11 protein-coding genes are annotated in these 14444 nt (G+C 67.3%); 10 read left to right on the forward strand and 1 reads right to left on the reverse strand.

The genetic code is table 11. The features are described from left to right. The first annotated feature begins 39 nt into the window (after positions 1-39). The gene (locus tag ACFRAH_RS18050) at positions 40-867 is read left to right on the forward strand and encodes a shikimate 5-dehydrogenase (protein ID WP_377992278.1); all 828 of its coding nucleotides are present in this window, start codon (positions 40-42) and stop codon (positions 865-867) included. 17 nt (positions 868-884) lie between these two features. Here ACFRAH_RS18050 and ACFRAH_RS18055 read toward each other — a convergent pair whose 3' ends face one another. Continuing rightward, a complete protein-coding gene (locus ACFRAH_RS18055) occupies positions 885-2126 on the reverse strand; it encodes an SAM-dependent methyltransferase (protein WP_377992279.1) in 1242 nt (413 codons plus the stop codon). Between the two features lie 55 nt (positions 2127-2181). Between ACFRAH_RS18055 and ACFRAH_RS18060 the strand changes: the two genes are divergently transcribed. From ACFRAH_RS18060 to ACFRAH_RS18100, 9 genes are all read left to right on the forward strand, one after another. Further along, positions 2182-2592, forward strand: a complete 411-nt coding sequence (locus tag ACFRAH_RS18060) for a hypothetical protein (RefSeq protein WP_377992280.1) — start codon at positions 2182-2184, stop codon at positions 2590-2592. Positions 2593-2830: 238 nt separating this feature from the next. After that, on the forward strand, positions 2831-3124 hold the full coding sequence (groES, locus tag ACFRAH_RS18065) for a co-chaperone GroES (RefSeq protein ID WP_377992281.1): 294 nt from the start codon (positions 2831-2833) through the stop codon (positions 3122-3124). An 85-nt stretch (positions 3125-3209) separates the two neighbouring features. Then, positions 3210-4820, forward strand: a complete 1611-nt coding sequence (groL, locus tag ACFRAH_RS18070) for a chaperonin GroEL (RefSeq protein ID WP_377992282.1) — start codon at positions 3210-3212, stop codon at positions 4818-4820. A 219-nt stretch (positions 4821-5039) separates the two neighbouring features. Beyond that, entirely contained in the window at positions 5040-7109 is a 2070-nt protein-coding gene (locus tag ACFRAH_RS18075; RefSeq protein ID WP_377992346.1) for an acyltransferase family protein, read from the forward strand. Positions 7110-7383: 274 nt separating this feature from the next. Continuing rightward, positions 7384-8895 carry an IMP dehydrogenase gene (gene guaB, locus ACFRAH_RS18080; RefSeq protein ID WP_377992283.1) on the forward strand — a complete coding sequence of 504 codons (1512 nt, stop codon included), beginning with the start codon at positions 7384-7386 and terminating at the stop codon, positions 8893-8895. Between the two features lie 96 nt (positions 8896-8991). Then, positions 8992-10851, forward strand: a complete 1860-nt coding sequence (locus tag ACFRAH_RS18085; RefSeq protein ID WP_377992284.1) for an ABC transporter ATP-binding protein — start codon at positions 8992-8994, stop codon at positions 10849-10851. Between the two features lie 80 nt (positions 10852-10931). Beyond that, the gene (locus ACFRAH_RS18090; protein ID WP_377992285.1) at positions 10932-12068 is read left to right on the forward strand and encodes a GuaB3 family IMP dehydrogenase-related protein; all 1137 of its coding nucleotides are present in this window, start codon (positions 10932-10934) and stop codon (positions 12066-12068) included. Positions 12069-12156: 88 nt separating this feature from the next. Next, positions 12157-13908 (forward strand): glycerol-3-phosphate dehydrogenase/oxidase, encoded by a 1752-nt coding sequence (locus ACFRAH_RS18095; RefSeq protein WP_377992286.1) that lies wholly within the window; start codon positions 12157-12159, stop codon positions 13906-13908. 47 nt (positions 13909-13955) lie between these two features. Next, positions 13956-14444 carry a PTS sugar transporter subunit IIA gene (locus tag ACFRAH_RS18100; protein ID WP_377992287.1) on the forward strand — a complete coding sequence of 163 codons (489 nt, stop codon included), beginning with the start codon at positions 13956-13958 and terminating at the stop codon, positions 14442-14444.

Below are 14444 nucleotides of genomic sequence, written 5' to 3' on the forward strand. Positions count from 1 at the left end.
CTGCAGGTAATAAAGGCGGTACGGCCGTTTAATGGAGGGGTGCCGATTCTGAACAAAGACATGACCCTGTGCATCTCCCTCTCGGCCCGGCCGAGCAACAACGGGACCCGCTTCCACAACCACCTATACGACCAGCTGGGCCTGAACTGGATCTACAAAGCCTTCGCGCCCACCGACCTGGCGCAGGCGATCGCGGGCGTCCGCGGCCTGGGGATCCGGGGCTGCGCCGTCTCCATGCCCTACAAGGAGGACGTGATCGCCCTGGTGGATGCCATGGACCCGTCCGCCAAAGCGATCGATTCCGTCAACACCATCGTCAACGACGGCGGCCGGCTGACTGCCTACAACACCGATTACACGGCAATCGAACAGCTGCTGCAGAGCAACGCCGTGCCCGCCGGGTCATCGGTGCTGCTCAAGGGTGCCGGGGGCATGGCCAAGGCCACGGCCGCGGCGCTGCGCGACGCCGGGTTCAAGGACGTCACCATCATCGCCCGCAATGAGGAAGCCGGCCGGGCGCTCGCCGATCTGTACGGGTTCGCCTGGCGCGGGGAGCTTGGCACCGGCGCAGATGCGGCGGCGGACATGATCATCAACGTCACGCCCGTGGGAATGGCCGGGGGACCGGAAGCGGACGCGCTGTCCTTCCCCGCCGAAACCATCGAGGCCGCCAGGATCGTCTTCGACGTCGTGGCGCTCCCGGCGGAGACGCCGCTCATCAAGGCGGGCCGCGCGGCCGGAAAGCAGGTCATCACCGGCGCGGAGGTGGCCACCATCCAGGCGCTGGAGCAGTTTGTGCTGTACACAGGCATCCGGCCCACCGAGGAGCAGGTCCGGGACGCCGAGGCGTTCGTCCGCGCCCAGTAGTAGCTACACCGGCCCAGTTACACGGGCTCGACGGAGACAGCCACTCTTTCCTCACCGATCCGGGTGAGGACCAGGGTGGCTGTCTTTTTGCCTGCAGCCTTGCCGCCACCTTTGCCGGCGCCTTTGCCCCCGGGCAGCAGCTGCTTGCGCAGCTCCTCCGGGGTGACGGACGTGCCGCGCTTCTTGATGTCGAGCACGCCGATGCCGTTGTCCCGTACCCAGGCCTTGAGGGCCTTGACGTTGAACGGCATGACCTCCAGGACCCGGTAGGCACGCGCAAACGGGGTGTCCACACGCTGCGGGGCACAGATGTAGGCGATGTGCTCATCCACGAGGTGCCCGCCCAGCTCCAGGGCGAGGTCGGCCACGAGCCCGGCACGGATAACGGCGCCGTCCGGCTCGTACAGGAAACCCTCCACCGGGCCCACGGGGGCGGCGGGTCCGGCGTCGAACCCCTCCCCGCTGGTCATTTCCGCGGCACCCTCGGGCCCGATGACCAGGGCGGCCCGGCGGATGCCCGGACGGGCCACGGCGTTGAACCACAGCGTGACTTCCGTGACGTCCCCGCCCACCGAGACCCACTGCGCCTCGCAGCCGGCAGGCACCGACTCGTGCGGCATGCCGGGCCCCATCTTGACGCCGACGGCACGTCCCGCAGCGGCCAGCGATTCCACGAAGGACAGCGGGGGAGAGAAGGCCTCCGGGTCCCAGATCCGTTTGGTGCCCGACGTGGTGGTGGTGCGCCGGGCGGGGTCCAGCCACACGCCGGCCCCATCCTCCAGCGCCACCGACGTCGCGTCCGAATGAACCACCGTGGCGTGCGGAAAGGGGATGAGGTTGATCGTGGCGCAGGCGGCCGTGGTCTCATCGACCTCCACGGCGGTCACGGCGATATCCAGGGACGCCAGGGCCATGGCATCGGCGCCGAGGCCGCAGCCCAGATCGGCAACGTGCCGGACGCCCGCCTGGGCAAAGCGCTGGGCGTGCCGGGCCGCGACGTTGAGCCGGGTAGCCTGCTCCAGCCCGGCCTGTGTGAACAGCATCTGCCGGGCGAACTCGCCGAACTTGGCTTCCGCCTTGGTCCGGAGCCGGGACTGCGTCAGGACGGCGGAGACGAGTTCGGGGGAGTGGCCGGCCTTGCGGAGGCTTGAGCTGAGGGTGAAGGAGTCGTCCTCCCGGTAGGGTCCGAGCGAGGCCAGCAGCTCCCATCCTTCTTCAGTGAGGAGCGGGGCGATCTGGTCCTGCGGTGCTTCAGACATGGGATCAAGCCTAGTGGAGCGGCCGGCCCAGGCTCTTCCCGATAGGGTGGTCTGAATGGAATCAAGCGAAACGCCCACCCCAGGTCAGCCCGACTCAGGTCAGCCCGAAGGCAACAACCCTGCTCCGGTGCAGCACAGCCGCCTGGTCCGGTACGCACGCCCGGCGCTGATCACCGGCGCCGTGGTCGCCGTCGTCTGCCTTGTCCTGCTGGTGATCATCTTCCTGCTGGACTCCTTCAACGCCACCGTCTACTCGGTGGGCGGCAAGAACATCAGCGACGCCACCGAGGAAGCGCGCCAGATCCGTGACCTGTACCTGGGCGCGCGCATTGGCGGCATCGTGGTGCTGATTGTGTCGGTGCTGGCGGCTGCGGCGGCCGCCGTCGTGCTTGTCCGCGACCAGCGGAAAACGGGGGACTCCGACGGCGGCGAGGACCTTGGGTTCGACGACCTCGCCGGGAGCTGAGCGCCGGGGCCGTGCGCTAACCGGCGGGGCCGCGCGGGTTACGGCGGATGAAATTCTGGCACTCGCCTTGACCGAGTGCTAACCCCTTACATAGAGTCATCATTAGCACTCTCCCTAGGAGGGTGCTAACACACGAAGAGCTGCCAGCCTGGCTGCTGCCGGCACCGCGACGACGGTCTGCCGCCACGGCGCAACAGTTTTTACTGTCCATGAATTTTGACGAAAAGGAGAGGTCCGAGTGTCGGTCTCTATTAAGCCTCTTGAGGATCGCATTGTTGTCCGCCCGCTCGAAGCCGAGCAGACCACGGCTTCCGGCCTGGTCATCCCGGACTCCGCCCAGGAGAAGCCGCAGGAAGGCGAAGTTGTTGCAGTAGGCCCCGGCCGCTTCGAAGACGGCAGCCGCGTTCCGGTCGACGTAGCCGTTGGCGACGTCGTCATCTACTCCAAGTACGGCGGAACCGAAGTCAAGACCGGCGGCACCGAGTACCTCGTGCTCTCCGCCCGCGACGTTCTGGCGATCGTCGTTAAGTAACTCTTTGGATCCCCGTGCCGCTGCCCGCGTCTGACATTTGTCCGGCCGGGCGGCTGCACGGGGTTCTGTCTTGAAAGGACAAACCATGGCAAAGCAGCTTGCGTTCAACGACGCTGCCCGCCGGTCGCTTGAAGCCGGCATCGACAAGCTCGCCAACACGGTTAAGGTGACGCTTGGTCCCCGCGGCCGCAATGTCGTGCTGGACAAGAAGTGGGGCGCCCCCACCATCACCAACGACGGCGTGACCATCGCCCGGGAAGTCGAGCTGGACGACCCGTACGAGAACCTTGGCGCCCAGCTGGCCAAGGAAGTCGCCACCAAGACGAACGACGTCGCCGGTGACGGCACCACCACCGCCACCGTGCTCGCCCAGGCACTGGTCAAGGAAGGCCTGCGCAACGTTGCCGCCGGCGCCGCTCCGGGCCAGATCAAGCGCGGCATCGAGGTCTCCGTCGAGGCCGTCGCAGCACGCCTGCTGGAGAACGCCCGTCCGGTCGAGGGCACCCAGGTGGCCAACGTTGCCGCCATCTCCGCCCAGAGCGACGAGGTGGGCGAACTGCTCGCCGAGGCTTTCGGCAAGGTGGGCAAGGATGGTGTGATCACCATCGAGGAATCCTCCACCACGCAGACCGAGCTGGCCCTCACCGAAGGCATGCAGTTCGACAAGGGCTACCTGTCCCCGTACTTCATCACCGACACTGAGCGCCAGGAAGCCGTCCTCGAGGACGCCCTCATCCTGATCAACCAGGGCAAGATCTCCTCGGTGCAGGAATTCCTGCCCCTGCTGGAGAAGGCGCTGCAGAGCTCCAAGCCGCTGTTCATCATCGCCGAGGACGTCGACGGCGAGGCACTGTCCACGCTGATCGTCAACCGTATCCGCGGCACCCTGAACGTGGTTGCCGTCAAGGCTCCGGGCTTCGGCGACCGCCGCAAGGCGATGCTGCAGGACATCGCGACGCTGACCGGCGCCCAGGTTGTGTCCCCCGAGCTGGGCCTGAGCCTGGACACGGTGGGCCTCGAGGTGCTGGGTACCGCCCGCCGCATCACGGTGACCAAGGACAACACCACCATCGTCGACGGTGCAGGTTCGGCCGAGGACGTTTCAGCACGCGTTGCCCAGCTGCGCGCCGAGCTGACCCGCACCGACTCCGACTGGGACCGGGAAAAGCTGCAGGAGCGCCTGGCCAAGCTGGCCGGCGGCATCGGCGTGATCAAGGTCGGCGCAGCCACCGAGGTTGAGCTGAAGGAAAAGAAGCACCGCATCGAAGACGCAGTGTCCTCCACCCGCGCTGCCCTCGAAGAAGGCATCGTGGCCGGTGGCGGTTCCGCCCTGATCCACGCGCTGAAGGCACTCGACGAGGACCCGGCCGTCACGGCACTCGAAGGTGACGCGGCTGCAGCCGTCGGCATCGTCCGCCGTGCACTGGTCCAGCCGCTGCGCTGGATCGCCCAGAACGCCGGCCACGACGGCTACGTCATTACGGCCCGGGTTGCTGAGCAGGACAACAACCACGGCTTCAACGCCAAGTCCGGCGAGTACGAGGACCTGATCGCAGCGGGCGTCATCGACCCCGTCAAGGTCACCCGCGCAGCCCTGCGCAACGCAGCCTCCATCGCTGCGCTGGTGCTCACCACCGAGACCCTGGTGGCTGAAAAGCCCGCCGAGGAAGACGAGCACGCAGGCCACAGCCACTAGGCTGCTGCCCGCGCCCGCGGTATCCCAAGGAGGCCCGGCCCAGCTGACGCTGGCCGGGCCTCCTTGCGCTTTAAAGCACGTTTTCCCAGCCGAGACCCCGGCCACACGCCGCGCGTTTGATTCGTCTGGAATGTCACGAATCGGTAACATGGATACTTTGTGCTGCCGTTTGAGGGGTTATCTGTGCCAGAAGCGAGATCGACGGACCCGAAGAAAAGCATGCCGCGCGAGGAGCCGGCGCCAAACCAAACCCATGGGCCGCGGGCTGCCCGGCTGAAGGCAAAGCCTGGCTACCGGCCCGAGGTGCAGGGCCTCCGCGCCCTGGCCGTGCTCATGGTGGTCACCTACCACGTGTGGCTTGGCCGGGTTTCCGGTGGCGTGGACATCTTCCTGCTGATTTCGGCGTTCCTGCTGACCCTCTCCTTCGTCCGCAAGGTGGAGAAGGGCACGCCGCTGCGGCTGGTGAGCCACTGGCTGCACCTCTTCAAGCGGCTGATTCCGGCCGCCGTCGTCGTTATTCTCGGTGTGCTGGCCGGAACGTGGCTGGTCCTGCCGCAGAGCCGCTGGCCGGACGTGCTCAATGAGGCGTGGGCGTCCCTGCTCTACGGGCAGAACTGGCTGCTGGCCAACACGGCGGTGGACTACTACGCGCAGGACCACTCCGGCGCGAGCCCGCTCCAGCACTTCTGGTCGCTGTCTATCCAGGGCCAGGTCTTCATTCTCTGGCCCCTGATCTTCGCTGGCTCTGCCTTGGTGTGGCGGCTCCTTCAGCGCCGCCGGGACGTCAGCTACCGGACGGTCCTGATGGTGGCCTTCGGCGGTATTTTCGTCTCTTCCCTGGTGTTCTCGATCGACCAGACATCCAGCAACCAGGCCTACGCCTACTTCGACACCCGGACCCGGCTCTGGGAGTTCGCGCTGGGATCGCTGCTGGCACTGGCGCTGCCGTACCTGAAGCCGGGCAAGGCGCTGCGCGTTGTGCTGGGCTGGGCCGGACTGGCCGCCATGATCTCCTGCGGCCTGGTGCTCACCGTGGACCGGTCCTTCCCGGGCTTCATCGCGCTGTGGCCCACGCTGGCTGCCGCTGCCATCATCGTGGCGGGGCAAAGCGGGAGCCGGTTCGGCGTGGACCGGATCCTGTGCTCAAGGCCGCTGGTGGCCCTGGGGGACAACTCCTATGCCCTGTACCTGTGGCACTGGCCTGTCCTGGTCCTGTCATTGGCCGCCACCGGGATCGCCAAGCCCAACCTGGTCCAGGGCCTCGCCATCGTGGGCGGTTCAGTGGTCCTGGCTGTGCTGACCACCCGCTTCGTCGAGAAGCCCCTGCGCGAATGGCACTGGCCGCAACTTCGGGCCTGGCGCACCGCCGTCGTCATTGTTGCCTGCGGCGCGCTGCTGGCCGGACCGGTGGCGCTGTGGCAGACCAAGCTGACCGCCGACGAGGCGGCAGCGGCGGCGCAGCCGCGCGAGCTGACCCCCGGTGCTGCCGCGCTGGCGCCGGAGAACGCCGGCAAGCCGACGCCGGAGGCCACCGTTATTCCCGCCCCGGCCGCCATGAAGAATGAGTGGGCGGACATCGACGGGCTGTGCACCGGCGACAACGTTCCCGGTGACCCGCTGCTCAACGGCTGCCTGCAGAACAGCAAACCGGACAAGGTCACCAAGCGGATCGTGGTGCTCGGCGATTCCCACGCCCAGCAGTACATGGCCGCGCTTGGGCCGATCGCCCGGGACCACGGGTGGGAGGTGGTCACCCTGCTGAAGGGCAACTGCCGGTTCGGTGCCGAATCCCCGGACCGCGACGCCGACTGCAACGCCTTCAACAAGGCCAGCGCGGCGTACGTCATGGAGCACAAGCCTGACGCGGTGTTCACCGTGGCGTCCCTCACGCACAAGGAAGCCCCGTTCGAAACCGAGGTGCCCGGCTACCTGCAGGGCATCAAGCAGTTCACCGACGCCGGGATCGACGTGGTGGGCGTCCGGGACAACCCGCGCTTCGCCATCAACATGCCTGAATGCGTCCAGAAGTACGGCACCGACGCCCCGGAGTGCAACCCGCCGCTGGGCGAGTCCCTTGCCGCCAAGTCGCCGCTGGACGCGTACCGCGGCAAGGTGGCCGGGCTGCACCTGATGGACATGAGTGACTTCATCTGCGCCGGCGGCATCTGCCCGGCCGTGGTGGGCAACGTCTACGTCTACAAGGACGACAACCACCTGACCAAGACCTACGTGCAGTCCATGATTCCGATGTTCGGGAAGCGGCTCCTGGCGGCCACCGGCTGGAAGTAGCTGGCCGGTGATGGGCCCACGCCCGCGAGGGTTCCCTGGCCGAGCTTGCGAGGTTAGGGAGCGGGTGGGGCGTGCCCTTGCTCACAATGCCGGCGTGGAATATGGGGATGGCCGCCAAGGTTCTAGTATTAATTCAATTCCTCCAGAACCACCTCCTGGCTCCGCTTTAACCAGCACAGGGCCAACCCTGCACAGGCCAGTCCCGTAATGACGGGCTGGTCATCGGCTGCAACCCCTACCCGTGAACCTGCAAAACAAGGTAAGAGGCGCACTCATGACCCAGCCCGAGCACGACCCCTTCGGCTTCATCGGCCTGACGTACGACGACGTCCTGCTGCTTCCCGGCCACACCGACGTGATCCCCTCCGAGGCCGACACGTCTTCCCGGATCTCCAAGCGCATCACGGTCCAGACCCCGTTGCTGTCCGCGGCCATGGACACTGTCACCGAATCCCGGATGGCCATCGCCATGGCACGCCAGGGCGGCCTCGGCGTCGTCCACCGCAACCTCGCGATCGACGACCAGGCCGACCAGGTGGACCGCGTCAAGCGCAGCGAGTCGGGCATGATCACCAACCCGCTCACGATCGGTCCCGAGGCCACGCTGCAGGAACTCGACGAGCTCTGCGCCCGCTACCGCGTCTCCGGCCTCCCCGTGGTCGACGACGGCAACCGCCTCCTCGGCATCGTCACCAACCGCGACACCCGCTTCGTTCCGGAATCCGACTTCCCGATCCGGCTGGTCAGCGACGTCATGACCAAGATGCCGCTGGTCACCGGCCACGTCGGCATCAGCCGCGAGGAAGCCTCGCACAAGCTGGCCACGAACAAGATCGAGAAGCTCCCGCTGGTGGACGAGCAGGGGCGCCTGAAGGGCCTCATCACCACCAAGGACTTCACCAAGGCGGAGCAGTACCCGCTGGCCACCAAGGACGACGAGGGCCGGCTGCGTGTCGGTGCCGCCATCGGCTTCTTCGGTGACGGCTGGGAGCGTGCCATGAAGCTGGTGGACGCCGGCGTGGACGCCCTCTTCGTTGACACCGCCAACGGCCACTCGCAGGGTGTGCTGGACATGATCCGCCGCCTCAAGTCCGATCCTGTCGCGGCGCACGTGGACATCATCGGCGGCCAGGCCGCCACCCGCGAAGGCGCCCAGGCGCTGATCGACGCCGGTGCCGACGGCATCAAGGTGGGCGTGGGGCCGGGCTCCATCTGCACCACCCGCGTGGTGGCCGGTGTGGGCGTTCCGCAGATCACCGCCATCTACGAATCGGCCAAGGCCGCCATTCCGGCCGGCGTTCCGCTGATCGCCGACGGCGGCCTCCAGTACTCCGGCGACATCGGCAAGGCGCTGGTTGCCGGTGCCGACACCGTGATGCTCGGTTCCCTGCTGGCCGGCTGTGACGAATCACCGGGTGAGCTCATCTTCGTCAACGGCAAGCAGTTCAAGAGCTACCGTGGCATGGGCTCCCTCGGCGCCATGCAGTCCCGCGGCAAGAACACGTCCTACTCCAAGGACCGCTACTTCCAGGCCGACGTCTCCGGCGATGACAAGCTCATCCCCGAGGGCATCGAAGGCCGCGTGGCCTACCGCGGACCGCTGGCCTCGGTGGCGTACCAGCTGGTGGGCGGCCTCCGCCAGACCATGTTCTACGTCGGGTCCCCAACCATCCCCGAACTGAAGTCCCGCGGCAAGTTTGTCCGGATCACCCCGGCCGGCCTGAAGGAATCGCACCCGCACGACATCCAGATGACCGTCGAGGCGCCGAACTACGGTTCCCGCTAAAAGCAGGTCGCACCGACGGGGCGCCGGGCTTTCTCCCGGTGCCCCGTCGTCGTCTGCGGCGGAGGCGCGCCCAGGGTGCGGGGCTAGGCTGGAGCCATGTCCCAACCACGCCATCCCGCCGAACTGAACCCGAAACGGGAATCCCAGCGGCGGCTGGCACTGAAGCCCTACGCCCGTGCCGTGGCCCAGGTGCTCCGCGTCAGTTTCCGCGCATCGCCCGGTGCCGTGCTCATGAAGGTGGCGGGCTCGCTGATCTCGGCGGTGCTGCCGCTGGTCACCACGTACTTCGCCGGCCTGACCACCACGGCGCTGGCGGCCGCCTACAGCGGGGACGCCGGCGCCGGGCAGCAAGCCATCGTTTACGTCATCATCACCGCCGCGCTGGGCCTCTTCTGGGGAGCGTTCGGCAGCCTGGACCGCTACATCCAGCAGGTCATGAGCTTCCGGGTCGGGGCCATCGTGGGCGATCTGATGTACGAGCGGTTCCTTGCGCTGGATTTCTGGCGGTACGACGACAAGGAGACGGTAGACCTCTACGACCGCGCCAAGCGGTTCTCCGACTCCTACGCCAGGGTTCTGGACCGGATCGCGGCCATCTTCACGCAGCTGGTGTCGGTGCTGCTGGCCATCGGCGCGCTGCTGCTGGTGAGCTGGTGGATCGCCGTGATCGTGCTGGTCGCGATCGTCCCCAGCGTCTACCTGCAGTTCAAGCTCTCCCGCGAGCAGATCGCGCACTGGAACACCCAGGTGGACTCGCGGCGCCAGCGGCGGATGATCGAGACCAACCTGCTCCGCCCGCAGCACATCGCCGAGATGCGCCTGTACGGGATCGTCGGATACCTCATGGATTTCCGGTCCCGGCTCCGGGACGCCGACGAGAAGCGCCGGCTGGATTTCCAGAAACGGTACATCCCCAAGCAGCTGGCCGCCGACGCCCTGCAGTACGCGGCAGAGGTCGTCTCGCTCATCTGGGTGGTCGGCCAGATCATCGCCCGCGCCCAGCCGGTGGGGCAGTTCCTCTACGTCCAGCAGATCGTCAGCCGGGCGCTGTCCACGGCGAACAACCTGGTCTCCTCGCTCAGCTCCATCGACGAGGACCTGGCCAACCTCAAGGACTACGAGCTGTTCATGGCGCTGCCCGTGCATGCCAGCCATGCGCCGCCGCTTCTGGAGGCGCCAAAGACCGTTGAGCTTCGCGATATCCGCTTCACGTACACCGGCAGCGATCTCGAGGTCATCAAGGGCATCTCCCTGACCATCCGCGAGGGCCAGCACATCGCCATCGTGGGGGAGAACGGCGCCGGCAAGTCCACCCTGATCCGGATCCTGGCCGGGCTCTACCGGCCGGATTCCGGCCAGGTGATGCTCGACGGCGTGGACCTCGCCGCCGTCGACGTCACCTCCTGGCACCGCCACCTGGCGGTGCTGAGCCAGGAGTTCCTCAAGTACGAGTTTGCTACCGCAGCCGAAAACATCCTGTTCGGCGACGTCGATTCCCCGCGCGACGACGGACGGATCCGCACTGCCGCCGCCGACGCCGAGGCCCTGGACTTCATCAACAGGCTGCCCAACGGCCTGGACAACCACGTCAGCAACTGGATGGAGGATCCACGCGGCCGCAAGGGGAGCGGACTGAGCGGCGGGCAGTGGCAGCGCCTCGCCATGGCCCGGAACTTCTACCGGAACGCATCGTTCATGGTCATGGATGAGCCCACCTCCGCCATCGACGCGCTGGCCGAGCACCGGATCTTCACCCGGCTGTTCGCGGAGCGCAGCAGCACCATCATCGCCATCAGCCACCGGCTCGCCACGATCGAGAAGGCGGACATCGTGTACATGCTGGAGGACGGCCGGATCGTGGAGCAGGGCACGCACCGGGAACTGGTGGCCCTTCGCGGCCGGTATTTCCGCATGTTCGAATCCCAGCTCAGCGTCGAGGAGGCTGGCGGCATCTGACCGCGGTGCCCTGTCGTCGTGGGCGTGCGTCCCGGTGTCCCGGTCCTGAGGCAGGCGGCCGGCTGGGATAACCTAGAGCAGTGACTTACGAGATTGAGATTGGCCGTGGCAAGCGTGGGCGTCGTGCCTACTCCCTGGATGACATTGCGATCGTCCCCAACCGTCGCACCCGTGACCCCAAGGACGTCTCCGTCTCGTGGCAGATCGATGCCTACAAGTTCGACATGCCCGTCATCGCCGCACCCATGGACTCGGCCATGTCCCCGGCGACCGCCATTGCCCTCGGCAAGCTCGGCGGCCTCGGCGTCCTGGACCTCGAGGGCCTTTGGACCCGGTATGAGGACCCGCAGCCCGTGCTGGACGAGATCGGCGCGCTGGCAGACGAAACCAACAGCCCGGCCGTCACGCGCAGGATGCAGGAGCTGTACCAGGCACCCATCCAGCCCGAACTGATCACCTCGCGCCTGGCCGAAATCCGCGCCGCAGGCATCACCGTGGCCGGGTCCCTGACCCCGCAGCGCACCCAGGAGCACTACAAGACTGTGGTGGCGGCCGGCGTCGACATCTTCGTGATCCGCGGAACCACGGTTTCCGCCGAGCACGTCTCAAAGGATCACGAACCGCTGAACCTCAAGCAGTTCATCTACGAACTCGACGTCCCCGTCATCGTGGGCGGCGCCGCGGGCTACACCCCGGCCCTGCACCTGATGCGCACCGGCGCGGCCGGCGTCCTGGTCGGGTTCGGCGGCGGTGCCACCACCACCACGCGCCGGGCACTGGGCATCCACTCGCCCATGGCCTCCGCCATTTCCGACGTCGCCGCCGCCCGCCGCGACTACATGGACGAGTCCGGCGGACGCTACGTCCACGTGATCGCCGACGGCGGCATGGGCACCTCGGGTGACATCGTCAAGGCCATCGCCATGGGCGCCGACGCCGTCATGCTCGGCACAGCCCTCGCCCGGGCGGAGGAGGCCCCCGGAAAGGGCTGGCACTGGGGCCAGGAGGCACACCACCTGGAATTGCCCCGCGGCGACAGGGTCAACATCGGAACCGTCGGACCGCTGGAAGAGGTGCTCTTCGGGCCGGGCCACCACACCAACGGGACCTCCAACCTGATCGGCGCGCTCCGCCGCTCCATGGCCACCACCGGCTACTCGGACCTCAAGGAGTTCCAGCGGGTCGACGTCGTGGTTTCCCCCTACGAAGGGAACTGATCCACAGCCTTCACCGGCACCCTGCCCATCGGCAGACGCACGAAGTACTCTGGTGAACTACAACGTTCGATGAGGATGGAGGCCTGTCATGACCGGTTACCGTGAACGTCCGGCGGCTGCCCGGGGTGCCCTGGGACCCGAAGCGCGGGAGGCCGCGCTGGCCGCGCTGAAGGCCTCGGCGGAGCCGGGCAAGGAACTGGACATCCTCATCGTCGGCGGCGGCATCGTCGGCACCGGCGTCGCCCTCGACGCCGTGACCCGAGGCCTGAACGTGGGCATCGTGGAAGCCAGCGACTGGGCCGCCGGAACGTCCTCGCGGTCCTCCAAGCTCATCCACGGCGGCCTCCGTTACCTGGAGATGCTCGACTTCGCACTCGTGAAGGAGGCGCTCCAGGAACGGGGGCTGCTGCTTTCGGAGCTGGCGCCGCACCTGGCCCGGCCGGTGCCGTTCCTGTACCCGCTGACCAAACACTTCGTTGAGCGGCCCTACATCGGGGCCGGCATCGCGTTGTACGACGTCATGTCCATCTCCGGCGGCCACAAGCGGGGCGTGCCGTTCCACAAGCACCTGTCGCGCCGGGGCACCCTGCGCGCCGCCCCGAGCCTGAAGGACGACGCCTTCGTCGGTTCGATCCGCTACTACGACGGCCAGGTGGACGACGCCAAGTACGTGGCCAACCTGGTGCGGACCGCCGCCTACTACGGCGCGCACGCCGTCAACCAGACCGCCGTCGTCGACTTCCTGCGCGAAGGGGAGCGCGTGGTGGGCGCCAAAGTGGTCAACCGCGAGGACGGGTCCGGCTTCAACATCCGGGCCAAACAGGTCATCAACGCCACCGGCGTCTGGACCGACGAAACCCAGGCCATGGTCACCGAGCGCGGCCAGCTGAAGGTGCGCGCCTCCAAGGGCATCCACCTGGTGGTGCCGCGGGACCGCTTCCAGTCGACGGTGGGCCTGATCCTGCGGACCGAGAAGTCCGTGCTGTTCGTCATCCCGTGGGGGCGGCACTGGATCATCGGCACCACGGATACCGACTGGCACCTGGACAAGGCCCACCCCGCGGCGTCCAGCAAGGACATCGATTACCTTCTGGAGCACGTCAACAAGGTCCTGAAAAGGCCACTCACCCGGGAGGACGTGGAGGGTGTCTATGCCGGGCTGCGGCCGTTGCTGGCCGGCGAAAGCGACTCCACGGCGAAGCTCTCCCGCGAGCATGTGGTGGCCCACCCCGTGCCCGGCCTGGTAGTGGTGGCAGGGGGCAAATGGACCACGTACCGCGTCATGGCCAAGGACGCCGTGGACGAGGCCGTCCGCAGCATGGACGAACGCGTGGCCCCGAGCTGCACCGAGACCATCCCGCTGCTGGGCGCCAGCGGATTCAAGGCCGCCTGGAACCGCCGCAACCGGACGGCGGAGGAATTCGGGGTGCACGTGGCACGGGTGGAGCACCTGCTGAACCGCTACGGCTCCATGGCGTCTGAGGTGCTGGCCCTCATCCAGGACCGGCCCGAACTGGCCGATCCGCTGCCCGGTGCGGACGACTACCTGCAGGCCGAGGCGGTCTACGCGGCGACCCATGAGGGTGCCCGGCACGTGCACGACGTCCTGACCCGCCGCACCCGGATCTCCATCGAGGCATGGGACCGCGGTGTGTCTGCCGTCCCGGTAGTCGCTAAGCTTATGGGAGAAATTCTTGGCTGGAGCGACGCGCAGCGGGAAAGCGAAATCAAGCATTACCTGGCGCGGGTAGAGGCCGAACGGCTGAGCCAGCAGCAGCCCGACGACGAGTCGGCGGATGCTGCCCGGCTGGGCGCGGAGGACATCGTCCCGCTGCGTTGAGACCGCAACCCGCCCGACAGGCCCCGGCCCCACTGAAGGGACACCACTTGGCGGAACCACTGGACCGTTACGACGCGGAACTCACCACACCGGACCTGGTGATCCTGGAAATGGATGCCGAGGACAAGGTGGATGCTGCCAGCCAGCTGGCGCGCAAACTGTTCGACGCGGGCCGAGTCTCCGACCTCGAGGGCTTCCTGAAGCACGTCAACGCCCGGGAGCACCAGCTGGCCACCGGCCTGCCCGGGGGAGTGGGCCTGCCGCACGCCCGCAGCGAGTTCGTCTCCGAAACCTCCATCGCCGTCGGGATCACCAAGTACGGCAAGGCCCTCGACTTCGGCGCCTCTGACGGCCCGGCCACGGTGGTCCTGCTCATCGCGACGCCGGCGAGTTCTTTCTCCGACCACCTTGAGGTCCTGGCCACCCTGGCCCGTTCCCTGTCCAAGGAATCGTTCCGGGAATCCCTGCGCCGGGCCTACGACGCCGAGGTCATCGCCGAGCTCATCAACTCAAGCCTGGTCTTCTTCGACCACTAG

It is taken from the genome of Arthrobacter sp. NPDC056727, assembly GCF_042790555.1.
Classification (GTDB): domain Bacteria; phylum Actinomycetota; class Actinomycetes; order Actinomycetales; family Micrococcaceae; genus Arthrobacter.

Excerpts from the sequence above, each read along its gene's own strand:
- guaB (WP_377992283.1), top strand. The coding sequence starts at position 7,384 with ATGACCCAGCCCGAGCACGACCCCTTCGGCTTCATCGGCCTGACGTAC.
- ACFRAH_RS18055 (WP_377992279.1), bottom strand. The coding sequence starts at position 2,126 with ATGTCTGAAGCACCGCAGGACCAGATCGCCCCGCTCCTCACTGAAGAA.
- groL (WP_377992282.1), top strand. The coding sequence starts at position 3,210 with ATGGCAAAGCAGCTTGCGTTCAACGACGCTGCCCGCCGGTCGCTTGAA.
- ACFRAH_RS18075 (WP_377992346.1), top strand. The coding sequence starts at position 5,040 with ATGCCGCGCGAGGAGCCGGCGCCAAACCAAACCCATGGGCCGCGGGCT.
- ACFRAH_RS18085 (WP_377992284.1), top strand. The coding sequence starts at position 8,992 with ATGTCCCAACCACGCCATCCCGCCGAACTGAACCCGAAACGGGAATCC.
- ACFRAH_RS18095 (WP_377992286.1), top strand. The coding sequence starts at position 12,157 with ATGACCGGTTACCGTGAACGTCCGGCGGCTGCCCGGGGTGCCCTGGGA.
- ACFRAH_RS18060 (WP_377992280.1), top strand. The coding sequence starts at position 2,182 with ATGGAATCAAGCGAAACGCCCACCCCAGGTCAGCCCGACTCAGGTCAG.